Origin of the sequence: Campylobacter sp. TTU_617, assembly GCF_016599045.1 — a bacterium.
Classification (GTDB): Bacteria; Campylobacterota; Campylobacteria; order Campylobacterales; family Campylobacteraceae; genus Campylobacter_D.
The window spans coordinates 48,896-72,035 of sequence record NZ_JAENKV010000006.1 but is presented as its reverse complement, the minus strand read 5'-3'; the positions used below and the strand labels follow the sequence as shown (position 1 = coordinate 72,035).

Below are 23,140 nucleotides of genomic sequence, written 5' to 3'. Positions count from 1 at the left end.
ATATTAATATTTCAGATTTTGAAAAATTAAAAATTGGAGATGAAGTTGAAGCAAGTATTGCTTTTATTGATGAAAAGAAGAATAGAATTCGTTTAAGTGTGAAGAATTTATTAAAAATAAAAGAAAGAGAAGCTTTAAATGAAATTAATAATAATGACAAAATTACTTTAGGTGATATTATAAAAGATCATTTATCATAATGAAGCAGTATTTCCTTATAGGATTTTTAGGTTTTTTCTTACTGATTTTACTTGTTGCTGTTTTCTTTTTGTTGTGGAGTTTTAAATCAAATATAGATTTTACTCCGCAATTTATGCAAGATAATAAAATTCAAGCAATTTCTACTAATAACAACCCTACTTGGCAAGAAGAATTTGCTAATTGGGTCTCAAAAGATTATACTCCAGCAGCAGAACAATTTAGCATGCATTTTGAGGCTGATATAAGCGATTTTAAGGAAAAAAGTAAGTACTATCAATTAATAATTAATAAATATGATATTTATTCTATATTTTGTTTAAAACAAACTCTTAATTTTTTTAATATTGATTATTTTTTATTAAAATCAAATGATAATCCAGAGATTTTTTTAAATACTGATAATAAAACCTTAATTGAAAATATTATTAATAAATTAAAAGAATATAAAATTAATGCTAAAGCAAAGGAAATATGGTTATAAACTATTATTTTAAGGATTTTTTTGGCACTAATAGATTTAATTAATGCATCAAAAAGATTTGATGAAAGAATTATTCTTAATGAAGCAAATTTTAGTGTTTGCGAAGGTGAAAAAATTGCCATAATAGGCAAGAATGGACAAGGAAAATCTACTTTTTTAAAAATCATTTTTGGAAATTTATCTTTAGATAGTGGAAGAGTTTTAAGGCAGAATGGAAAAACCATAGCAATGCTTTCCCAACAGGTCGATTTTGAACTTAATTTAAGTGTTAATGAATTAATCCATAAAGAACTTAAAGAAATTTATGATACTTTAAATGAGTATGAAAATTTACAAGATAAATTATCTAAAGATCCTTGCAATAAAACTTTATTAAAAAGAATTGATGAACTTATAAATTTGATTGATAGTAAAGATGCTTGGAATATTGATCAAAAAATTCATAGAATTTTAAATGAATTAAAGCTATTGGAATTTAAAGATCAAATGGTTTGCTCTTTAAGCGGAGGAGAGATTCGTAGAGTTGGTCTTAGTATTCTCTTGCTTAAAAATCCTGATATACTTCTTTTAGATGAACCAACCAATCATTTAGATGTTTATATGACAAGTTTTTTAGAGGATATGTTTAAAAAATCTAAAATGTGTATTATTTTTATTTCGCACGATAGATATTTTATAGAAGAAATAGCACATAAATGTGTCGAAATAGAAAATGGCAATATTAATGTTTTTGAAGGGGGATATACAAATTATTTAGATAAAAAAGCTCAAATCCTTCAAAATCTTTCAAAAAATTATGAAAATTTATTAAAGCAACTCAAAAGTGAAGAAGAATGGTTAAGAAAAGGTGTTAAGGCAAGACTTAAACGAAATCAAGGTCGCAAAGAAAGAATTTTAAAAATGAGAGAGGAAGCTAAGAAAAATCCTGCAATTATAAATCGTCTTAAACTTGAAATTCAAAGAGCAAGTCAAATAAATTCAAATCAAAATTCAAACCGCAAGAAAATGCTTTTTGAACTTGAAAATATTAGTAAAAGTATAGGTGAAAAGGTTCTTTTTAAAGATTTTAGTGCAAGAATTTTGCAAAATGAACGTATAGCTATAGTTGGTAAAAATGGTTGTGGCAAATCAACATTTTTAAAGATTCTTATGGAGCAAGTTTTAAGTGATAGCGGGAAGATTAAAAAAGGAGATATAAAAATAGGGTATTTTGATCAAGCAAGAACGCTTTTAAATTCAGATAAAACTCTTATTGAAATTTTTTGTCCTAATGGAGGTGATAGAGTTTTAGTTAAAGGCAAAAATATGCATATTTATGGTTATTTAAAGCATTTTTTATTTCCAAAAGAATTTTTAGATAAGCCTGTAAGCGTATTAAGTGGTGGAGAGAAAAATCGCGTCGTCTTAGCTTTGCTTTTTACTAAAGAATATGATGTTTTAATTTTAGATGAGCCAACAAATGATCTTGATATTTCAACAATTAATATTTTAGAAGAATATCTTTTAGATTATAAAGGTGCTATTTTATTTGTTTCTCATGATAGATATTTTGTTGATAAAATTGCTAATAAAATTTATGCTTTTGAAAAAAATGGCAAAATTAATATAGAGTATATGACTTATACAGAATATTTAGATAATGAAAAAGAACTTAATGAAATTGAAGAGTATGAAAAAGAATTTAAAAAAGAAAATCTAGTATCCAACAAAGAGAAAACAAGTAAAAAATTAAGCTATAAAGAAAATGAAATTTTAAAAACTTATCCTGATAAAATTGAGATTTTAGAAAAAGAAATTAATAAACTTCAAAATTCTTTATCAAATCCTAAGCTCTATAAAGAAATAGGTATTGAAAAACTTTATGAAGAATTGATGCAAGCACAAAATGAGCTTAAAATTCTTGAAGAAGATTATTTCAAGGTATTGGAAAAAAGTCAAAATTAAATTTTATTATCAATGTTTTTAAGAGTAAAAATAGTTTATTAATCTTAAATTATTATATTATAAAATTTTTTATATTGATATTTTAAAAAGTATTTTTTTATTATTTTTTATATTAACTTTTTAAAAGTAAAACTAAGATAGAATTTATGATCTTAAGGAGTTATTATATGGTTTTAATTGCAATTTTATGTTTTTATACTGCAATTTTTTCTTTGGTTTCTTATATACAAATTCAATTTTTAGAAAAACAAAAATTCAATAAAGCTTTGGTTTTAGATGATGAGACTTATAAAGATGCAGCAAATATAGCAATTGAAAATGAAAAATTTAAAATATTTTCCAATTTTTATACATTAATTATTAATATACTTTGGCTTACATTTGGGCTTTTGTATCTTAAAAAATTTATTATTAGTTCTAATTCCATATTAGAAAATACTTTATTTTTGCTTCTTTTTTTACTTATAACAAGTTTATTAAATTTACCACTTAGTTTATATGAAAATTTTGTTAAAAATAAAAAACAAGGTTTTTCAAATATGACTTTAATGCTTTTTATTAAAGATAGTGTAAAATCTTTAATTTTATTTGTAATTTTTGGCTTTTTGATTCTTTATGCTTTATTGTTTTTTTATAATTATTTTGGGACTTTTTGGTGGATAGTAGCTTTTATATTTTCTTTTATAATTATTTTAGGCATAAATGTTATTTATCCTATTTTGATTGCACCTTTGTTTAATAAAATGCAAAAACTTAACGATGAAAATTTATTAAATAAGATTACAAATTTAATGCATAAATGCGGTTTTAGTGCTAATGGAATTTATGTAATTGATGCAAGCAAAAGAGATAAGCGCTTAAATGCTTACTTTGGAGGTCTTTTTAAAAGTAAAAGAGTTGTTTTATTTGATACGCTTTTAAAAGCTTTAAATCAAAAAGAATTATTAGCTGTTTTGGGGCACGAATTAGGACACTTTGTGCATAAAGATATAATTAAATCTTTATTTATGAATGCTTTAGTAATGTTTGTTTTATTTTTTCTCTTTGCTAATTTACCAGATTTTGTTTATGAAGAGAGTCATTTAACAGAAATTAATGCTGGAGTATTTGTGCTTTTATTGCTTTTTGGAAATGTTTTTAGCTTTATTATCGCTCCTTTGATTAATTTATTGAGTAGAAATAATGAATTTAAAGCTGATCAATATGGTGCTAAAATGACTTCAAAAGAGGACATGAAAAGTGCTTTAATTACACTTGCAAAAGAAAATAAAGCTTTTGTAAAATCAAGCCCTATTTATACTTTTTTTCATTTAAGTCATCCAAGTATTAGTGATAGACTTAAGGCTTTAAATTGAGGATAAAGCAAGCATTAAATTTAGCCAAAGAATCCTTAAAAGACCACAAAAATGAAGCTGTTTTCATTTTATGCGAATATTTAAAAAAAGATAAAATTTGGCTTTATTTAAATGAAGAATTAGAATTTGATGAAAAACCTTATTTTGATTTGATTTCTCGTTTTAAAAAAGGAGAACCTTTTGAATATATTTTTAAAAAGGCTTATTTTTATAATTTAGAATTTTATGTAGAAAATGGAGTATTAATCCCAAGATATGATAGCGAGATTTTACTTGTAAAGCTTATTGACTTATGTAAAAAAAATAATTTTAAAAATATTTTAGAAATAGGTTTTGGGAGTGGAATTTTAAGTATTATTTTGGCTAAAGAATTAAGCCTTAAAATTACTGCTTGTGATATTAGTGCTAAGGCTTTAGAGATTGCTAAGAAAAATGCTAAAATTCACAAAGTAGATCATTTAATTGATTTTATTTTGTGTGATTTTAGAGATTTAAAATATAATAAATTTGATCTTATTTTTTCAAATCCTCCTTATATAAAAAATGATTATAAGCTTGATAAGTGGGTTCTTAATGAACCAAAAGAAGCTTTATTTGGAGGAGAGAAAGGATATGAAATTTTAGAAGAAATAATAAAATTCAGTTTTTCAAATAATGTGAAATATTTAGCTTGTGAATTTGGTTATGATCAAAAAGAAATTTTGCAAGAAATTTTAAATAAAAATTTTTATCAAAGTCAGTTTTTTAAAGATGAAAGAGGTTTTAATAGAGCTTTTTGGGCAATTTTAAAAGGAGAAATTAATGAAAGCAATTAATCTTTTTTTACTCAGTGCACTTATAGGTATTGAATTAATTCTTGGAATTATTGTTGCACCAACTATTTTTTATCCTAAAGATATTATAGGAGAAGGAATTTTGAGTCATTTTCAAAGCGGATTAATGATGACTCATATTTTTATAAAATTTGGTTATATTTTACTCTTTATATCGTTTTTTAATTTTTTTTATGAATGTTATTGTTTTTTTAAAAATAAAATAAAATTTCAAATTAGATTTTCAAAATTAATACTTTCTTTATTGATTTTAATTTTAAGTTTATTGTTTGTTTTTTATTTTAGTGATTATATAGCAGAGCAACAAAGAATTTTAGGTGATCAAGTGATACAAAATAATGAGTTTAAAAGTATGCATTCAGCTAGCGAGGTTGTGTTAAAAATTATTATTATAATGCAAATTATTTTGTATTTTTTAAGCTTCAAGATAGAAAAAAATACTAAAATAATATAAATTTAATTAAAGGAGGAACTATGAAAATCAATAATGCCAGTGTAATGCAGCAAAATCATTATTTAGATAATGCTCAAAAATCCTCTGAAAAAGCCTTAGGGAATATCGCTGCTGCTAGAGCCATTAGTGGAGTTGATGGTTCTAATTTAGCTATCGCTGATTCTTTAAGAACAAATGCTAGCACTATAGATCAAGGTGTTGCTAATGCTTATGATGCTATAGGTGTTTTGCAAATAGCTGATGCAAGTTTAAATAGCATTTCTCAAAGTGTGGATAAATTAGGCGAACTTTCAGTAAGAATGAATAATGCAGCTTTAAATGATAATCAAAAATCAATGCTAAGAACTGAAGCATCACGTATTCAAGAATCAATTAATAATTCTTTTAATAATGCAAATTATAATGGTAAAAATGTATTTCAAAGTATGGATTTTGTAGTTGGAAGTGGAAATGAAAATTTTAATTTAAATGTTTTAAATACGAAAGATTTAAGTATTGATGATCCTGAAAGTATTGCGAATTTCAAAGATCAGCTTGGAACTTTAAGATCAGAAATTGGTTCAGGTATTAACGCTTTAACTTCAAATATTAATGCTAGCGTGCAAAATAGCATTAATGCTAAGTCTTCAGAGAATAATTTATTAAATAATGATTTAGCAAAAAATATAAATGATTTAAATCAATCATATTTAAAAGAAAATGCTTCTGCATTTATAGCAGCACAATCAAATATGATGTTACAAGCCAAACTTGCTAGCTTATTAAGTTAAAAAAAGAGTCCTTTTTATGGACTCTTAAATAAAATACTTCCAAGTCTTACCATATTAGAGCCACATTTAATAGCTAATTCAAAGTCATTACTCATACCCATAGAGCAAATTGTAGCTTTGTGTTTTTTTAAATTTTCATAAATTTTATAAGCTTGTTCAAAATCTTTAGCAATTTGTTTTTTATCATCACTATGAGAACCCATACACATAATTCCACATAAATTTAAATGAGAGCATTCTTCTTGAATTTGAAGATATTCTTCTAAGGCTTTATTAGGTTCTATCCCTTGTTTGGAATCTTCTTTAGCTATATTGATTTCAAGTAAAGTATCTAGAGTATAATCTAATTTTTTATTAACTAATTTAGCCATTTCAATTCCATTGCAAGATTGCCAAAGATGAGGTTTTTGACGGATTAAAAGATTAATTTTATTACTTTGAAGATTTCCTATAAAATGCCATTTTATATCTAAATTTTCTTTATCAAGTTCTTCTTTTTTCGCTTTTAAAGCTTGAATACGATTTTCCCCGAATTCTTTAATACCTAATTTATAAAAATGTTCAATGGTTTTAGCATCAACATATTTACTTGCACCAATTAAGCGAATATTTTGTGTAAGTTTTAGTATCTTTTCTAAATTCATTAATTTTCTTTCAATCTCCATCCTAAATAAGCACATAAAAGCGAAAGTAAAAAGATAAGATCAAGTTCTAAATTTTTAAAACCAATAAAACTAATAGAAGTAGCACTATATAAAAATCCACCCATAGCACCATACATACAAAGAGTACTTAAAGTCCCATTTTCAGCCATTTTTTTACAAGGACAAATTTTATAAACCTTCTTTTTTGTTTTATTTTTTAATTTAAGTCCTAGCAGAGCAAAACAATTTAAAAAAACAAAAATACATAATAAAACAAAATCTAAACTCAATGAAAATACCTTAACCAACTTGGTAAATGAAGAATTTCTTCTTGTAAAGTACTTTCTTTTCCGTGTCCAGGTAAAAGACGAAAGTCTTCTTTATAAAGTAGAACTTTTTCTAAGCTTTCTTTCATATTTTGAGCATTAGAATAAGGAAAATCCCATCTTCCTATGCTTCTATAAAATAAAAAATCTCCACTAAACATTAATTTTTCACCTTTTACTTCTATCATAGAACAACCTGGAGTATGACCAGGTAAAAAATGAAATTTAAAAAAAATGCCATTAATGTTAATGTCATCTTCATTTTCAATTAAAACATCAGCTTCGCTTTTTTCAAAGCCTTGATTAAAAGGATCTTGAAGAAAAAATGCATCTAGTTTATGAATATAAATAGGAATATTAAATTTCTTTTTAACTTTAGCATTATCCCATATATGATCATAGTGTCCATGAGTATTTAAAATAGCTATAGGATTTTTAACATTTTTTTCTATAAATTCTAAAGCCCCCATGCCAGGATCTATAATAAATTCACCAATATTTGTGTTTAAAATATAGCAATTTGTTTCATAAGGACCACAGGCTTGTTTAATAATTTGCATTTTTATCCTTTTAGTTTTTTAAATTATATAATATTTGAGTTATTTTTAAAATTTTTAATCTTTTTTAATGAATTTATATTTTTTTGATTTTGCTTAAATAATACTTTTTGTTTTGTTTGATTTTTATATCTGATTTGAATTAAAAATTAATTTTTATTAAAGATTTAAAAATTTAAATTTATATTTTTATTAAGCTTATTTATATTTTTTTGTAAATCAAATTCTTTTTAAAGATATGAATTTTGCTTATGTTATAATTATGGCAATTTTAAAAGGTGTAAAACTTATGGATTATGAAAAATTAACGCAAAAAATTTATGAATTTATAAAAGAAAGAATTAAAAATGCTAATGCAAAAGGTGTGGTGCTTGGTTTAAGTGGAGGAATTGATTCAGCATTGGTAGCAACACTTTGTAAAAATGCTTTAAAAACTAATATTTTTGCTCTTTTAATGCCGAGTAAATATTCAAATGAACAAAATTTACAAGATGCCCTTAAACTTTGTAAAGATCTAGATATAGAATATAAAATTATAAAAATTGATAAAATTTTAACTTCGTTTTTAGAACAAAGTCAAGATATAAACAAAATTAGAATGGGTAATTTATGTGCTAGAATTCGTATGAGTTTGCTTTATGATTATTCTGCATTAAAAGAATGCTTAGTTGCTGGAACTTCAAATAAAAGTGAGCTAATGCTTGGTTATGGAACTATTTATGGAGATTTAGCTTGTGCTTTTAATCCTATAGGAAATTTTTACAAAAGTGAAATTTATAACTTAGCTACTTTTTTAAATTTAGATCAAGTTTTTATACAAAAAGCTCCAAGTGCTGATCTTTGGGTTGGACAAAACGATCAAGAAGATTTAGGTTTTTCTTATGAAGAGATTGATCAAGGTTTAAAAGCTTTAGAATTAAATGATAAGGAAAAAATATTAAGCTTAAACCCAGAATTAGTTTCTATGCTTAAAGAAAGAATGACAAAATATGCTTTTAAGAGAGCTTTGCCGGAAATATTTAATGACTTGGCTTGATAGGTATTTTTTTAAACCATCTTTTTGGCAAAAGTGTTTAGCTTTTCTTTTGCTTCCTATTAGTTTTTTATATGCTTTAGTGGCTATTTTAAATTTATATTTTAGAAAAAAAATAGATTTTAAAAAACCTATTATTAGTGTAGGGAATTTAAGTTTTGGAGGCAATGGAAAAACTCCGGTATGCAAAGCTATTTCTAAAGAATTTAAAGGAGTTTTTATTGTGCTTAGAGGATATAAAAGAAAAAGCAAAGGACTTCTTGTTGTAAAAGCTAATGAACAAATTTTATGCGATGTAATGCAAAGTGGCGATGAAGCTATGGAATATGCTTTTGAAGAAAGTATAAGCGGGGTAATAGTAAGCGAAGATAGAGTAAAAGGGATACAAAAAGCTTTTGATTTGGGTGCAAAGATTGTTTTACTTGATGATGCTTTTTCAAAGTTTTATATTAAAAAATTTGATATTTTATTAGAAAGTAAGATAGAGCCTTATTTTGGTTTTACTTTACCAAGTGGAGCATATAGGCTTCCAAAATTTTATAAAAAAAGAGCCAATTTTATTGCAAAAGAGGGTAAAGATTTTTATCGTTATTCTTTTGTAAAAGAAAATCCTAAGGCTATTTTAGTAACAGCTATTGCAAAACCTTTTAGACTTTATGAGCATTTTATAAAGGCTAGAGCTTGTTATTTTTTTAATGATCATTATGAATTTAAAAAAGATGAACTTAAAAAATTACTTGATAAACATCATTGCGATACTTTAATGCTTACTTTTAAAGATTATGTAAAAATAAAAGATTTTGGTTTTAAGTGTCAAATTATAGAATTAAATATAGAATTAGAAGATAGTTTTAAAAAAGTTTTACAAAGCTATATAAGGAGTTTTAATGCAGCTTGTTAGCACAAGAGATAAAAATAATAAAATAGATTTTAAAGAAGCTTTGATTAATCCTAGTGCAAAGGATGGAGGGCTCTATACTTTTGATAAGATTTTACCTTTTAATGCTTATGATTTAAAAGATTTAGACTATGAAGAATTTGCTTTAAAATTTATAGAACATTTTCATTTTGGTTATATTAATTTATTTAAAAAGGCTTTGCAAACCTATAAAGAATTTGATAATAAAACAGCTCTATTTTTAAGAAAAGTAAATGAAAATTTATTTATTAATGAGCTTTATCACGGTCCGACACGCGCTTTTAAGGATATGGCTTTACAACCTTTTGGTATGCTTTTAAATGAATTAAATGAAAATGAAAAAATTTTAATTATTTGTGCAACAAGTGGCGATACAGGACCAGCTACTTTAAAAAGTTTTGAAAAATTTCACAATATCAAAGTTGTTTGTATTTATCCTAAAGATGGAACAAGTGAAATTCAAGCTTTGCAAATGCAAGCTTTAAATAAAGATCATTTAAAAGTTTTTGCCATAGAAGGAAATTTTGATGATGCGCAAAATACCCTAAAAAAACTATTATTAAAAGATGATTTTAGGGAAATGTTAGCTGGTTTGGATTTTAAACTTTGTGTAGCAAATTCTATTAATTTTGGAAGAATTTTATTTCAAATGATTTATCATTATTATGCTTGTGTGAAACTTGATAAAGTATTAGACATTATAGTTCCAAGTGGTAATTTTGGTAATGCTTTAGCAGCATATTATGCTAAAAAAATGGGAGCTAAGATAGATCGTATTAAAATTGCTACTAATTCCAATGATGTTTTAAGTGATTTTTTTAATCAGGGTGTCTATGATATAAGAGAAAGAAGCCTTAAAAAGACTATTTCTCCGGCTATGGATATATTAATTTCTTCAAATATTGAGCGTTTGCTTTTTGATAAATTTGGAGATTTAAGAACTAAAGAGCTTATGAATAATTTAAAAGAAAAAAAATATTTTTATTTAAGTAAAGATGAGCTTGATAACTTAAAGCAAGATTTTGATGCTTCTTCTTGCTCGGATTTAGAATGTATGAATTTTATTAAAGAGTATTCTAAAGATTTTTTAATTGATCCACATACAGCAACTTGTTTTAAACTTTTAGATAAAAATAAAAGTACTCTTATAACTTCAACGGCAGAATGGACAAAATTCACTCCAAGTATATATAAAGCTTTGTTTGATAAAGAATTAAACAATGAAAAAGAAGCCATGCTTGAAATTGCTTTGAAATTTAATTATCAAATAAGACCAGATTTACTTGCTTTATTTGATATAAAAAACAATAATTTAAAAGCTTATAAGTGTGATGAGCTTGAAAATGAAATTATAGATTGGATAAAACAATGATAATTATACCTGCAAGATTAAAATCAACGAGATTTCCTAAAAAAATTCTTTATAAAATTAATAATGTTCCAATGTTTATAGCAACAGCTCAAAAAATGGCAAAGATTGATGAGGTGGTTATAGCTTTAGATGATGAGGAAGTTTTAAAAATTGCTAAGGATTTTGGTTTTAAAGCAGTTTTAACTTCAAAAGAGCACGAAAGTGGAACAGATAGAATTAAAGAAGCAAGTGATATTTTAAATTTAAATGAAAATGAAATTATTATTAATGTGCAAGCCGATGAGCCTTTTATAGAAGAAGAAAATATAATCAAATTTAAAGAATTTTGTTCTATAAATTTAAACGAAGATGTTTTTATGGCAAGTTGTTATAAAAACATATCTAAAATTGAAGCTAATGATCCAAATTTGGTAAAAGTTGTAAATGATAGATTTGATTTTGCCTTATATTTTTCAAGGGCTAAAATTCCTTTTGAAAGAGAAGATTATAATGATTTTAAAGGACATTTAGGGATTTATGGCTATAGGGTTAAATCATTAAGAGAATTTTGCACATTTAAAACTTCAGATTTAGAAAAAAGTGAAAAATTAGAGCAATTAAGAGCCTTAGAAAATGGTAAAAAAATTAAAATGTTACAAATTAATACTAAAAGCATAGGTATAGATACTTTAGAGGATTATGAAAAGGCGTTAAAAATTTTTGATCATGCAAATTAAAAAAGCAAATTTAAGTGATTTACCAATTTTATCACCGTTATTCTTTTTACTTTTTAATGGTGATAAAAATACTTTAGAACAAGAGCTTAAGAAATTACTTTGTTCTAAAAATCATATTTTTTTCTTATTGCATAAAGAAAATAAAGCAATTGCTTTTGCATTAGCTTCTTTAAGATTTGATTATGTAGAAGGGTCTAAAACTTCTCCTGTTGGTTATTTAGAGGCAATTTTTGTTAAAGAAGAATTTAGGAGAAAATCTTATGCAAGTTCTTTATTGAAAGCTTGTCAGTTATGGGCTTTAGAGTTTGCAAGCGATTGCGAATCTAAGAATCTTGCTAGTATTAAATTTCATAAAGCAATGGGTTTTGATATTACTAATCATCTTATTTGTTTTATAAAAAAACTTAGATAGGATTAAAATGAATTTATGGGATAAAAAAGCTAAAACTTATGCAAGATATAATGAATCTTTAAATCAGATACAAAAAGATAGTTTTAAAGAATTTAAAAAGCTTAATATAGATTTTAAAGATAAATTTATTATAGATATAGGTTGTGGGACAGGAGTTTGGACTTTGTATTTTGCTAAAAGTGCTAAAGAAATTTTAGCCTTAGATAGTTCGAAAACCATGTTAGAAATTTTAAGCCAAGATGCTTTAAATTTAGATATAAATAATATTAAATGTCAAAATTTAAGTTTTGATCTTTTTTGTAAGGAAAATTCTCATTTTAAATGTGATATAGCTTTTTTAAGTATGTCTCCTGCTTTACAAAATGATATAGATTATAAAAATTTTATATCTTTAGCCCCACTTAGAATTTATCTTGGATGGGCTGATTATAGAAAGAGTGATTTTTTAGATCCTATTTTTAAACATTTTAATACAGAATTTAAAGGGTTTTATAAAAAAGATTTAGAAAATTTTTTATTAAGAGAAAATATTAAATTTCATAAAGTAATTTTTAATGAAATACGCATAGTTGAAAGAAATCGCGAAGAGGCTATTGAAAATGCTTTATGGCATTTAGGTATGAATGGGATAAAAGCAGATAAAAAAATCTTAGAAAATCTTGTAAAAGAAGAGATAAAAGAGCAAATTGAATCAAAAATAAAACTTTTAATTTTTTAAATTTTTTGATATTATAATATTTTTTAGAGGAATATTTATGGATGCTAATACCGTTTTAATGATGATTTCTGATAAAATTCCATCGCAAAGCTTAATTCTTGTTCAAGAAAAACTTAAAAATTCTAGCGAAGATAAAATTAATACTATTGTAACTTTAAATTTTAAAAATCATATTATTGGTTTAATTTAGGTTTATTTTTTGGTTTGTATGGGATTGATCGCTTCTATAAAGGCGATATAACTTTAGGGATTGCTAAACTTATAACTTTTATTATAGGTATGATTACTACTTTTATCTATATAGGTTTTATTATTTTAATCGGACTTTGGGTTTGGACTATAGTAGATTATTTTCTTGTATGGAAAGGTATTAAAAAAGATAATCTTAAAAAAATTTTAATTGTATTGGAATAAATATTTTTTAATTATAATAAACCCTAAATTGTATAATTTAGGGTTTTACTTGAAATTTTAAATTTTCTCCTGCCATAAAAGGAATGATTTTTTCATTTTCATTTTTATATTCATTTGGGACTTGCCAATCTTCATTATTTAAAGTAATGATTTTATCTTCTTTAAATTTTAGTCTATGGATTTTACAAGCATTGTCTGATATAAATTTTTGTAAATTTTCCTGATTTGAATATTTTTGAAATAGTTCAGCTAAAACACTTAAGGCTATAGGAGCACTAAAAATTCCTGCCGCACAGCCACAGCATTCTTTTTCGCTTTGTGGATGAGGGGCGCTATCACTTCCAAACATTACTTTTTCATAACCATTAAAAGCCAATTCACAAAGTGTAGTTTTATCTTCATAAGTTTTAGCAATGGGTTTGCAAAATAAATGAGGTTTCATTTTTCCTCCAATAACATCATCTAAAGTAAGCATTAAATGGTGTAAAGTGATAGTAGCGTATAAATTTTCATAATCTTTTAATAAATTACAAAGTGTTTTGGTTGTTATATGCTCCATTACAATTTTGAGATTTTTAAAATTTTTTGCTAATTTTTCATAAATTTTTGCAAAATTACTTTCTCTATCCATTACAAAGTCATTTGTTTCTCCGTGAATTAATAAAGGAATATTAAGAGCACTCATAGCTTCTAAAGTAGGTTTTAAAGCTTCAATTTCAAAATTTGAAATCCCATTATCCGAATTTGTAGTAATTCCTGCTGGATAAAGCTTAATGGCAAAAATTTCATCTTTTGCTTTTTCTAAAAATTTTTCATCATAATTTTTAAAAAAAAGAGTCATTAACGGAGTAAAACATTTATCATTACTTGCTTTTAGAATACGTTCTTTATAAGATCTTAAAGATTTAATATCGCAAAGTGGAGGAATTAAATTAGGCATAATAACAGCCGCACGAAAATCTTTTGCACTTAAAGGTGCAACAAGTTCTAGCATCAATTTATCTCTTAAATGTAAATGCATATCCAAAGGATTTTTAAGCTTCATTTTTTGTTCCTTATATAAATTATCGAATTTTAATAAAGAAATTAATTTTTAAATTAGCAAATATTTATTCTTTAATATAAAGTTGATAGAACCCATTTTTAAGTTTTTTAAAAACTTTTTTTTCTTCTAAAAATTTAAAAGTTGCAATAATAGTAGGTTTACTTTGGTTAAGTTTTTTTTCTATCTCATTTATTTTTATTGTAATAAAGCCATTGTTATCAGCATTATCACATAAAAATTTCATAAGTTCATAGCGTTTTTTTCCAAAAAGCTCTTTTATTAAATTTTCAAATTTCATAAGTATAAGCGTCCCAATATCATTCCCCAAGTAAAAAGAGCTAAAATAACACTAAAAAATACAGCACTTGAGCCACAATCTTTTGCTATTTTTGCTTTTTCATTCCATTCATTTGTTATTAAATCAACACAAGATTCAATTGCTGAATTTAATGCTTCTACGATTAAAATAAGTATCAAAACAAAAATTAAAAATAAATGTTCTAACAAGGAAATTGGAAGAAAAAAGCTTATAATTATAGCAGGGATAATAATGCTAAGTTCTATACAAAAAGAAGTTTCATTTTTAATAAGGCTTAAAATCCCTTCTATGGCGTATTTAGTATTGTTTAAAAGACTATATTTTGGCTTCAAGGGTTATCCTTTAAATGGCTACTAAAGAGATCGTAGCTACTCTCATAAACTTTACTTTTTACATTAAAATATCCCAAAAGAGAACTAAAAAGATTATCTTGAGAAAGTTTTAAATTTCTGTATTGTTGCGCTAGTTTTATTAAATTATTATCATTACTCCAAAAAATTAAAGGAACATGTGTTTGGTATTTTGGAGCAAAAGCATAAGGCATACCATGAAGATATAATCCATTTTCTCCCAAGCTTTCTCCATGATCAGAAATATAGATTAAAGAGCTTTGGAAATCATTCTTCTCTTTTAATAAAGCAATAATTTCACTTAAAATAAAGTCTGTATAAAGCAAAGTATTATCATAAGTATTAACAAGTGCTTCTTGTGAACATTTATCAAGTGTATTGGTATCACAAGTTGGTAAAAATTTTTTAAATTCTTTAGGATAACGTTTATAATAAGTTGGTCCATGTGATCCTTGTAGATGTAATACTATGATATTTTGATTTTTGAGATTTTTTAACTTTTCTTTGAATGAATCGAGTAAATTCTCATCATATTGATAAGAATATAATTCTGTTTGTTTAATGCGATCGCAAACCCCTTTACAACCCCCTGAATTATTATCAATCCAAATAGTATTAACTCCTAATTTTTGCAAGATATCTAAAGCATTTTCTTGAAATTCGCTATTGGAGAAATTTGCTCTTTTTGAAATAGAAAACATACAAGGCAAGCTTATAGCTGTAGCCGTTCCACAAGAGCTAACATTATTAAAAAAGATAACATTTTCTTTTTTGGTATAAGCGTTTGTATCATTTGTAGTATAATCACCTAAAGAATAATTTGCCGCCCTTGCAGTTTCACCAACTACTAAAATAAGAAGTTTTTTACTTGTATTATCTTCTATGTAAGCATCATTTTCTATAGTCTTAAATTTTTCTTTAGCTTTTACGTATTTGCTATAATAACGCCATAAAGAATAAATTTGATAAAAAGGAGTGTTATACATTCTAATTTCATTATAATTTCTAAAAAATGGAATATAGGTTTTAGTTAGAGGTAAAAATAAACCTAAAAATAAAATTAAAGCCAAAGATATACTAATTATCTTAGTGGAAAATTTATTAGAATTAACAATTTTTAATTTAACAATAAAAGCAATTAATATTAAAAAACCTAAAATTAAAAGAATTAAACGCCAATTTAAAAGTTCTTTAACTTCTTTTACATCTGTTTGCATAGCATTTAAAATCATATCAGAGTCTATTAAAACTCCATAATAATGAATAAAATATATGCTTATTAAAGAACTTAAGATAAAAAATATAGAGAAAAATTTTGTAAGATATTTGATAAACAATATAGAAAAAATAGTATGTATAAGTAAAAAATACATAACAATAAAAGTTAAAGTAAGCCAAGTATTTTGAATCTTTTCATATACAAAAATAAAAAGATTAAAATTTAAACAAGTAATCAGTATGGAATTTAATAATACAAATTTAAACCATGAAATTTTTAGCATATTTTGTTATCCTTTTTTACTATCCCTTGAATAAATGTTTATTATAATAGTTTTAGATTAATACACAGCACAAATTTAAAAAATATGTTATGATTGCATTTTTTTATTTTAAGGATAAAGATGAAGTTATTATCGTGGAATGTAAATGGTTTAAGAGCTATTTGTGATAAAAATGCATTAGATTGGATAAGTAAAGAAAATATAGATTTTATAGGTTTTCAAGAAATTAAAGCTCACGAGGATAAATTCCCTAAAAGAATTTATGAATATCCCTTTAAATATATATATTCTAATTCTGCAAAAAGAGCGGGATATTCTGGAGTAATGAGCCTTTGTAATTTTGAATGTGAAGTAAAAAAATGTGAATTTTTTGATGATGATGAGGGAAGGGTTTTAGAACATCGTTTTAAAAATATAGTTCTTTTTAATATTTATTTTCCTAATGGACAAAAAGATGAAGAACGTTTAAATTTTAAAATGCAATTTTATAAAGATTTTTTAATATATCTTGAAAAACTTTTAAATGAAAAAAAAGAAATTATTATTTGTGGCGATGTAAATACTGCACATAAAGAAATAGATCTTACCCATCCAAAAGCAAATGCCAATACATCAGGATTTTTGCCTATAGAAAGAGCTTGGATTGATGATTTGCTTAATTTAGGTTTTATTGACACATTTAGAGAAATCAATGGGGATATCAAAGAAAAGTACTCGTGGTGGAGTTATAGAATGAAAGCAAGAGAAAGAAATGTAGGTTGGCGGATTGATTATTTTTTTATTTCATCTGGTTTAAAAAAGAAATTAAAAAATGCCTTTATAAGAGATGATATATTTGGTTCAGATCACGCTCCTGTTGGTATTGAACTCGATATTTAATCAAAAAATAGATGCTGAATTAAAATTTTAATACCAAGTAAAATTAAAACCCCACCTCCTAATAATTCTGCTTTAGAGCTAAGATAAACACCGAATTGATTGCCAATTTTAAGTGCAAAAATACAAAGTATAAAAGTAATAAAACCAATTAAAAAAAGTGCTAAAAATAAATTAACTTGCAAAAAAGCAAAACTTACCCCTATGGCAAATGCATCAATACTTGTTGCAATAGCTAATGAAAACATAGTTTTAAAATTAAATTCATTTGCTATATTTTCGCAACTTTTATTTTCGAGTGATTCTTTAATCATTTTTATACCAATAAAAGTAAGCAGTATAAAAGCTATCCAATGATCAATTTCTCTAACAAAAGGTTCAAATTCTATTCCTATAATATATCCTAATAAAGGCATTATAGCTTGAAATCCGCCAAAATAAATTCCTACTAAAAGATAGTGTTTTATATTTAATTTTTTAACGCTAAAACCCTTACATAAAGATACAGCAAAAGCATCCATTGCTAAGGCAAAAGAGAGAAAAATTAAACTAAAAATATCCATATTTTACCTTTTTGTTTGATAAATATAAAAAATGAAATTATAATTTAAAAATATTAATTTAAAATTTAATATAATATTAAGAATAATAAATGTATAATTCACTTTTTAAAAAAACTCATTGAAAATTGAAAGGCCCATTCGTCTAGCGGTTAGGACATCGCCCTTTCACGGCGGTAACACGAGTTCGAGTCTCGTATGGGTCACCACTTCTTACTACATATGAACTAATTTAACTTATTAATTATTTTAAATTTGTAGCGAATTTTGTTATAATTTTTTTATAAAATAATAACAATAAGGAAATTTTATGCTTCAAACTTGTATTTTTCCAGCAGCTGGATATGGAACTAGATTTTTACCCGCAACAAAAACACTCCCAAAAGAAATGCTACCTATATTAAATAAACCTCTTATTCATTATGGTGTTGATGAAGCCTTAGAAGCAGGTATGGACAATATGGGATTTGTAACTGGAAGAGGCAAAAGAGCTTTAGAAGATTATTTTGATATTTCATATGAGCTTGAACATCAAATTTTAGGAACAAAAAAAGAATATTTATTAAATGATATAAGATCTTTAATTGATCGTTGTACCTTTACTTTTACAAGACAAAATCAAATGAAAGGTCTGGGTGATGCGATTTTAAAAAGTAGACCATTAGTAGGAGATGAAGCTTTTGGTGTGATATTAGCTGATGATTTATGTGTCAATGAAGAAGGTTTTAATGTAATGACACAAATGGTTAAAATTTATGAAAAATATCGTTGCACTATTATCGCAGTTATGGAGGTACCAAAGGATCAGGTTTCAAATTATGGAATAATTACTGGAAATAATGTAGAAGATAATTTGGTTATGGTTAATTCTATGATAGAAAAGCCAGATATCAATGAAGCTCCAAGTAATTTGGCAATTATAGGAAGATATATTTTAACTCCGGATATTTTTGGTATTTTAGAAAATACCAAAGAAGGAAAAAATGGAGAAATTCAACTTACTGATGCTTTACTGACTCAAGCTTTAAGTGGGATGGTTTTAGCTTATAAATTTCAAGGAAAGCGATTTGATTGTGGTAGTGTTGATGGTTTTGTAGAGGCAACAAATTTCTTTTATAAGAAAAGCTTATGTTAAAAAATACTTTATTTTTTAAAACAACTAAATTTGAAAATATTAGATCTTATGCTAATCGTATAAATGATGAGTTTAAAAGTGGAGATATAGGATATTATCATTTAATTGATACAAGTTTGAAACTTATTGATGAAAGTAAGGATTTTATCAAAGATAAAGATCATATTAAAAATATTATTTTAGTAGGAATGGGTGGTTCAAGCTGCGGGGTTAAAGCATTAAAAGATTTGCTTTTTAATCAAAATACAAGTTTAAAAAATCTTTATATTGTAGATAATACTTCATCTTCTACTTTAATGGAAATTCTAGAACATATTAATATTAAAGAAAGTCTTTTTTTAATCACAAGTAAAACAGGCAATACTATAGAGGTTATTTCAATCTTTAAGATTATTGTTGGATATTTTAATTTAAAACTTAGTGAGTTAAAGAATTATTTTGTTTTTATTACTGATAAGGATTCCAACCTTGATAAACAAGCAAAAGATTTAAATATAAAGACTTTTTTTATTCCAAATAATGTTGGCGGGCGTTTTAGCATACTCTCTGCTGTTGGTATAGTGCCATTTTGTTTTTGTGGTTATGATGCTAAAGAACTTTTAAATGGTGCTAGATCTTGTTTTGAAGATTTTTTTATCCATAAAAAAGATGAAATTTTGCAAAAGGCTTATCATTATTGCACACATAAAAGTGCTAATATTAATGTTTTGTTTAGTTATAATGATATTTTTAGAGGATTTAATGAATGGTATATACAGCTTATTGCTGAAAGTTTGGGTAAAAAACAAGGATATAAAAGGATAGGTTTAACTCCTATTTCTTTAATCGGTGCAAGGGATCAGCATAGTTTTTTACAGCTTATTATGGATGGACCTAAAAATAAAACAATAACTTTTTTAAAAATTAAAAATCTTAAAGATTCTCCAATTATACCGGATATTAATTTTACATTTTTAGATTCATCAAGTAATAATATAAAATTGCACGAACTTTTAAATGCTCAATGTGATGCAACAATGCACGCATTAATTTCTGAAAATCTTAGTGTTGATTTAATAGAAATTGAATATCTTGATTCTTGGCATATAGGGTATTTAATGTATTATTATGAACTTTTTACTTCAGCTTGTGGAATTATGTTAGGGATAAATACTTATAATCAACCTGGTGTTGAAGTAGGAAAACTTATTTTAAAAAATATATTAAATTCTCGTTAATTTTTTACAGAAAAAGAGTATAATAAAACAAATTAAAAATTATAATAAAAAATTTTATATAATAATAATTATTATTTAATAATTTTATGTTATAATTTTAAAAATTAAAAAAAGGAGATAAAATGTCAGTAGTAAATCAATTATTACAAATCCAAGCAGATGCACATCATTTATGGATTAAATTTCATAATTATCATTGGAATGTCAAAGGTCTTCAGTTTTTTTCAATTCACGAATATACAGAAAAAGCTTATGAAGAAATGGCAGAACTTTTTGATGATTGTGCTGAAAGAGTATTACAACTTGGAGAAAAAGCTATAGTTTGTAGAAAAACTTTAATAGAAAAAGCTAAAAGTCCAAAAGTAGATAAGGATTGTTTTACACCTATTGAAGTAATTGAATTTATTAAAAAAGATTATGAATATCTTTTAAATGAATTTAAAAAATTAAATGAAGAATCAGAAAAAGTTAGCGATACAACTACAGCTGCTTTTGCACAAGAAAAAATTGCTAAATATGAAAAAGATCTTTGGATGCTAAAATCAGCTTCACAAGGCTCTTGTCAAACAACTTCACAAAGTTGTTGTTAATAAAAGCGAAATTTAAGCAGAGTTAATCTCTGCTTAATGTAAATCATTATTAAGTTTTACAGCTTTTTTATTAAAGCCTACAATCATCGCTCCACTAATAGAATCTTGTCTAAAATGAAGTCCATTTAAACCTTGAAGTTCTAATCCTTTATACATATCTTTTGAAAAATCAAAATCTTTATTAACTTTTTGAAGTTTATCTTTATCCTTGAGTAAAAATTTAGTTCCTTCTAAAACAGCAATTCCAGCATCTACTATACAGTTATCCCCTAAAGGTATACCTGTAACAGAGTTAGCTCCTAAAAGACAAGACTTTCCTATGCTAATGGCATTACCGCTTGTTCCACTTAAAACTCCTAAAATAGAAGCACCTCCTCCTATATCAGTGCCTTCTCCAACTACTACCGAAGAACTAATACGCCCTTCAACCATACAAGCTCCTGTAGTCCCTGAATTAAAATTGACATAACTTGCACCAGGCATTATAGTTGTCCCTGCTGCTAAATGTGCTCCCATTCTGACTTTAGAGCTTTCAAGAATTCTTGTGTTTTCTTCAGGAATGATATGGGATAAAAATCTTGGAAATTTATCAACAAAATCAATTTTTGGATATTGATTTTTCATTTTAAGTTTCATTTGATTTACTCTTAAGTATTCTAATTCTATTGGTTTATCATCACTCCAAGCAACATTGCTTAAAAGTCCAAAAGCTCCATTTAAATTTAAAGATCTTAAAGGAACTTTTTTACTTGAAATAAGATAGAGTTTTAAATATACGCTTTCAACACTTAAAGGCTCTTTATCTTCAAAAATACATACAAAAGCATATTCATCATCTTTAAAAGATTCTTTAATGATTTTAAGTAAATCAATGTTTTGATGCCCTTCTTCTTCTAAAAATGGTTTAAAACAAGAAAGAGCAAATTCTATATCTTCTAATTTTAAAATACTAACAAATTCACTTGCATTAAAATCAATTTCAATCCCTCTTTTAGCAAAAGCTTCAAATATAATAGCAGCTGAGGCATAATTTTGTTCAAAATTTACAAAAGCAAAATTTGCTTGTAAAATTTTATTTTTATTTATTTGTCCACGATCAAGCCTTGCAATACCAAAAGCTTTTGGACTTTTGTATCCTTGTTTTTGTTCTATTTGCTTTACAAAAAGTAAAAAATCTTCTTTAGAATTTATCATTATTTTCTCCTCATATTTTAAGAACAGGCACTTTTACCATTTATTGTAGGTTGGATTTTAGAATTATTTACTCCACCTTCTTGATTGATTTTTTCTATAAAATTCCAGATTTTTTCAGCAGCTATAGAATAACGTTTTGCACTTACACTTTCAGAATGGTAAAAACTTACAGGCTTTCCTTCATCTCCACCTTCTCTAACTATCATTTCAATAGGAATTTGAGCTAATACCTCACTATTATAAATTTTTGCTATATCTTCTGCTGTGCCTTTGCCAAAAATATCATATTCTTTACCATTATCAGGGCATAAAAATCCACTCATATTTTCAATAATTCCTGCTATAGGAATATAAAGTTTATTAAACATATCCAGTGCTCTTTTACTATCATCAAGCGAAACAATTTGAGGAGTACTTACGCAAACTCCAGCAGTTATAGGAATACTTTGTGCTGAGGTAATTTGAGCATCTCCAGTTCCAGGAGGCATATCAAGAAAAAGTACATCAAGTTCTGGCCAAATAACATCAGATAAAAGCTGTTCCACAGCTTTCATAATCATAGCTCCACGCCACATAAGACCTTGACCTTCTTCAATTAAAACACCCATACTCATCATATAAATTCCGTGTGTTAAGATAGGTTTTAATTTTTGGCCTACAACTTCAGGTTGTGTTTTGGTTTCTCCAAGCATTCTTGGAATATTTGGTCCATAAATATCTGCGTCTAAAAGTCCTACTTTTTTACCCATTTTTGCCATAGAAATAGCTAAATTAACAGCAGTAGTACTTTTACCTACTCCACCTTTGCCGCTAGAAACCATAATAAAATTTTTAATTTGAGGAGCTATATTTTTTCCAGTTCTAGAATTACTTTTTTCTTCAGGAATTTTAGGTTGTATGATATTAATTTTAAGCTCTTTTAAATTTAATTCTTTAAGATTTGCTTCAATATTATCTTTTAGTTCTTTTGCAATTTGTGGATTTGCTGATACTATTTCAATATCAATCAAAGCAGTTTCATTTTCAAAATGTATATTTTTTACAAAACCGAAACTAACAATATCTTTTTCAAATCCAGGATATTTTATGTTTTTAAGTTTTTCTTCAATTTTTTTTAACATTAGTTCTCCTTATTTAAAATATTATTCTACTAACAAAAAAATAAAATTTAGCTTTTTATAAGTGTTTAATATGGTAACATAC

At 25.5% G+C, this 23,140-nt stretch carries 26 protein-coding genes, 1 tRNA gene and 2 pseudogenes; 19 read left to right on the top strand and 10 right to left on the bottom strand.

Annotated features, from left to right (window positions below; all coding sequences use genetic code 11):
• From GQV94_RS04435 to GQV94_RS04405, 7 genes and pseudogenes are all read left to right on the top strand, one after another.
• Positions 1 to 200: pseudogene (locus GQV94_RS04435) on the top strand (30S ribosomal protein S1); the annotation flags it as partial.
• Complete coding sequence (locus GQV94_RS04430) at positions 200 to 682, top strand: hypothetical protein (protein ID WP_200169836.1); 483 nt, start codon at positions 200 to 202, stop codon at positions 680 to 682. The pseudogene GQV94_RS04435 and the gene GQV94_RS04430, both read left to right, overlap by 1 nt.
• A 21-nt stretch (positions 683 to 703) precedes the next feature.
• A complete protein-coding gene (gene abc-f, locus GQV94_RS04425) occupies positions 704 to 2,626 on the top strand; it encodes a ribosomal protection-like ABC-F family protein (RefSeq protein ID WP_200169835.1) in 1,923 nt (640 codons plus the stop codon).
• A gap of 167 nt (positions 2,627 to 2,793) precedes the next feature.
• Positions 2,794 to 3,981 (top strand): M48 family metallopeptidase, encoded by a 1,188-nt coding sequence (locus GQV94_RS04420; protein ID WP_200169834.1) that lies wholly within the window; start codon positions 2,794 to 2,796, stop codon positions 3,979 to 3,981.
• Positions 3,978 to 4,796, top strand: a complete 819-nt coding sequence (locus GQV94_RS04415) for a HemK/PrmC family methyltransferase (RefSeq protein ID WP_200169833.1) — start codon at positions 3,978 to 3,980, stop codon at positions 4,794 to 4,796. The genes GQV94_RS04420 and GQV94_RS04415 overlap by 4 nt, the downstream gene beginning before the upstream one ends.
• Entirely contained in the window at positions 4,783 to 5,268 is a 486-nt protein-coding gene (locus tag GQV94_RS04410; RefSeq protein ID WP_200169832.1) for a DUF4149 domain-containing protein, read from the top strand. Before GQV94_RS04415 ends, GQV94_RS04410 begins: the two co-directional genes overlap by 14 nt.
• Before the next feature lie 20 nt (positions 5,269 to 5,288).
• Positions 5,289 to 6,038 (top strand): flagellin, encoded by a 750-nt coding sequence (locus GQV94_RS04405; RefSeq protein WP_200169831.1) that lies wholly within the window; start codon positions 5,289 to 5,291, stop codon positions 6,036 to 6,038.
• 14 nt (positions 6,039 to 6,052) lie between these two features.
• Here GQV94_RS04405 and GQV94_RS04400 read toward each other — a convergent pair whose 3' ends face one another.
• Genes GQV94_RS04400 through GQV94_RS04390 form a run of 3 tightly spaced genes read right to left on the bottom strand, consistent with a single transcriptional unit; the run spans position 6,053 to position 7,568 of the window.
• A complete protein-coding gene (locus tag GQV94_RS04400) occupies positions 6,053 to 6,682 on the bottom strand; it encodes a YggS family pyridoxal phosphate-dependent enzyme (RefSeq protein ID WP_200169830.1) in 630 nt (209 codons plus the stop codon).
• The gene (locus GQV94_RS04395; RefSeq protein ID WP_200169829.1) at positions 6,682 to 6,972 is read right to left on the bottom strand and encodes a hypothetical protein; all 291 of its coding nucleotides are present in this window, start codon (positions 6,970 to 6,972) and stop codon (positions 6,682 to 6,684) included. The genes GQV94_RS04400 and GQV94_RS04395 overlap by 1 nt, the downstream gene beginning before the upstream one ends.
• Positions 6,969 to 7,568: an MBL fold metallo-hydrolase gene (locus GQV94_RS04390; protein WP_200169828.1), complete on the bottom strand. Its 600-nt coding sequence runs from the start codon at positions 7,566 to 7,568 to the stop codon at positions 6,969 to 6,971. Before GQV94_RS04390 ends, GQV94_RS04395 begins: the two co-directional genes overlap by 4 nt.
• Positions 7,569 to 7,854: 286 nt before the next feature.
• On the opposite strand from GQV94_RS04390, the gene GQV94_RS04385 reads away from it, so the two are divergent.
• The 7 genes and pseudogenes from GQV94_RS04385 (at position 7,855) to GQV94_RS04355 (ending at position 13,149) form a co-directional block, all read left to right on the top strand.
• The gene (locus tag GQV94_RS04385; RefSeq protein WP_200169840.1) at positions 7,855 to 8,601 is read left to right on the top strand and encodes an NAD+ synthase; all 747 of its coding nucleotides are present in this window, start codon (positions 7,855 to 7,857) and stop codon (positions 8,599 to 8,601) included.
• The gene (locus GQV94_RS04380) at positions 8,588 to 9,499 is read left to right on the top strand and encodes a tetraacyldisaccharide 4'-kinase (RefSeq protein ID WP_200169841.1); all 912 of its coding nucleotides are present in this window, start codon (positions 8,588 to 8,590) and stop codon (positions 9,497 to 9,499) included. The genes GQV94_RS04385 and GQV94_RS04380 overlap by 14 nt, the downstream gene beginning before the upstream one ends.
• Complete coding sequence (thrC, locus tag GQV94_RS04375; RefSeq protein ID WP_200169827.1) at positions 9,486 to 10,889, top strand: threonine synthase; 1,404 nt, start codon at positions 9,486 to 9,488, stop codon at positions 10,887 to 10,889. Before GQV94_RS04380 ends, thrC begins: the two co-directional genes overlap by 14 nt.
• A complete protein-coding gene (kdsB, locus tag GQV94_RS04370) occupies positions 10,886 to 11,605 on the top strand; it encodes a 3-deoxy-manno-octulosonate cytidylyltransferase (RefSeq protein WP_200169826.1) in 720 nt (239 codons plus the stop codon). Before thrC ends, kdsB begins: the two co-directional genes overlap by 4 nt.
• Positions 11,595 to 12,017 (top strand): GNAT family N-acetyltransferase, encoded by a 423-nt coding sequence (locus tag GQV94_RS04365; protein ID WP_200169825.1) that lies wholly within the window; start codon positions 11,595 to 11,597, stop codon positions 12,015 to 12,017. Before kdsB ends, GQV94_RS04365 begins: the two co-directional genes overlap by 11 nt.
• Positions 12,018 to 12,024: 7 nt before the next feature.
• Positions 12,025 to 12,735 carry a class I SAM-dependent methyltransferase gene (locus GQV94_RS04360; protein ID WP_200169824.1) on the top strand — a complete coding sequence of 237 codons (711 nt, stop codon included), beginning with the start codon at positions 12,025 to 12,027 and terminating at the stop codon, positions 12,733 to 12,735.
• A 37-nt stretch (positions 12,736 to 12,772) separates the two neighbouring features.
• Positions 12,773 to 13,149 (top strand): annotated as a pseudogene (locus GQV94_RS04355) (TM2 domain-containing protein).
• Between the two features lie 37 nt (positions 13,150 to 13,186).
• Here GQV94_RS04355 and pyrC read toward each other — a convergent pair.
• The 4 genes from pyrC to GQV94_RS04335 form a co-directional block, all read right to left on the bottom strand.
• Positions 13,187 to 14,194, bottom strand: a complete 1,008-nt coding sequence (pyrC, locus tag GQV94_RS04350) for a dihydroorotase (protein WP_200169823.1) — start codon at positions 14,192 to 14,194, stop codon at positions 13,187 to 13,189.
• Between the two features lie 64 nt (positions 14,195 to 14,258).
• Positions 14,259 to 14,492 carry a replication/maintenance protein RepL gene (locus GQV94_RS04345; RefSeq protein ID WP_200169822.1) on the bottom strand — a complete coding sequence of 78 codons (234 nt, stop codon included), beginning with the start codon at positions 14,490 to 14,492 and terminating at the stop codon, positions 14,259 to 14,261.
• The gene (locus tag GQV94_RS04340) at positions 14,489 to 14,845 is read right to left on the bottom strand and encodes a diacylglycerol kinase (RefSeq protein WP_200169821.1); all 357 of its coding nucleotides are present in this window, start codon (positions 14,843 to 14,845) and stop codon (positions 14,489 to 14,491) included. Before GQV94_RS04340 ends, GQV94_RS04345 begins: the two co-directional genes overlap by 4 nt.
• On the bottom strand, positions 14,842 to 16,365 hold the full coding sequence (locus tag GQV94_RS04335) for a phosphoethanolamine transferase (RefSeq protein WP_200169820.1): 1,524 nt from the start codon (positions 16,363 to 16,365) through the stop codon (positions 14,842 to 14,844). Before GQV94_RS04335 ends, GQV94_RS04340 begins: the two co-directional genes overlap by 4 nt.
• A 120-nt stretch (positions 16,366 to 16,485) precedes the next feature.
• On the opposite strand from GQV94_RS04335, the gene GQV94_RS04330 reads away from it, so the two are divergent.
• Positions 16,486 to 17,244 carry an exodeoxyribonuclease III gene (locus tag GQV94_RS04330; RefSeq protein WP_200169819.1) on the top strand — a complete coding sequence of 253 codons (759 nt, stop codon included), beginning with the start codon at positions 16,486 to 16,488 and terminating at the stop codon, positions 17,242 to 17,244.
• Here the strand turns inward: GQV94_RS04330 and GQV94_RS04325 are convergent.
• Positions 17,241 to 17,804 (bottom strand): manganese efflux pump MntP, encoded by a 564-nt coding sequence (locus GQV94_RS04325; RefSeq protein WP_200169818.1) that lies wholly within the window; start codon positions 17,802 to 17,804, stop codon positions 17,241 to 17,243. The two genes, GQV94_RS04330 and GQV94_RS04325, sit on opposite strands and share 4 nt — an antisense overlap.
• 131 nt (positions 17,805 to 17,935) lie before the next feature.
• On the opposite strand from GQV94_RS04325, the gene GQV94_RS04320 reads away from it, so the two are divergent.
• The 4 genes from GQV94_RS04320 to GQV94_RS04305 all read left to right on the top strand — a co-directional run bounded on the left by GQV94_RS04320 (position 17,936) and on the right by GQV94_RS04305 (position 20,743).
• Positions 17,936 to 18,010: transfer RNA gene (locus GQV94_RS04320), tRNA-Glu, on the top strand.
• 101 nt (positions 18,011 to 18,111) lie between these two features.
• The gene (gene galU, locus GQV94_RS04315; protein WP_200169817.1) at positions 18,112 to 18,936 is read left to right on the top strand and encodes a UTP--glucose-1-phosphate uridylyltransferase GalU; all 825 of its coding nucleotides are present in this window, start codon (positions 18,112 to 18,114) and stop codon (positions 18,934 to 18,936) included.
• Positions 18,930 to 20,153 carry a glucose-6-phosphate isomerase gene (locus GQV94_RS04310; protein WP_200169816.1) on the top strand — a complete coding sequence of 408 codons (1,224 nt, stop codon included), beginning with the start codon at positions 18,930 to 18,932 and terminating at the stop codon, positions 20,151 to 20,153. Before galU ends, GQV94_RS04310 begins: the two co-directional genes overlap by 7 nt.
• Before the next feature lie 122 nt (positions 20,154 to 20,275).
• Positions 20,276 to 20,743, top strand: a complete 468-nt coding sequence (locus GQV94_RS04305) for a Dps family protein (protein ID WP_200169815.1) — start codon at positions 20,276 to 20,278, stop codon at positions 20,741 to 20,743.
• A gap of 33 nt (positions 20,744 to 20,776) precedes the next feature.
• Here GQV94_RS04305 and GQV94_RS04300 read toward each other — a convergent pair whose 3' ends face one another.
• Both GQV94_RS04300 and GQV94_RS04295 read right to left on the bottom strand, forming a co-directional pair.
• Positions 20,777 to 21,937 (bottom strand): tetrahydrodipicolinate N-succinyltransferase N-terminal domain-containing protein, encoded by a 1,161-nt coding sequence (locus GQV94_RS04300; protein WP_200169814.1) that lies wholly within the window; start codon positions 21,935 to 21,937, stop codon positions 20,777 to 20,779.
• Between the two features lie 17 nt (positions 21,938 to 21,954).
• Entirely contained in the window at positions 21,955 to 23,058 is a 1,104-nt protein-coding gene (locus tag GQV94_RS04295) for an Mrp/NBP35 family ATP-binding protein (RefSeq protein ID WP_200169813.1), read from the bottom strand.
• Positions 23,059 to 23,140: the final 82 nt, after the last annotated feature.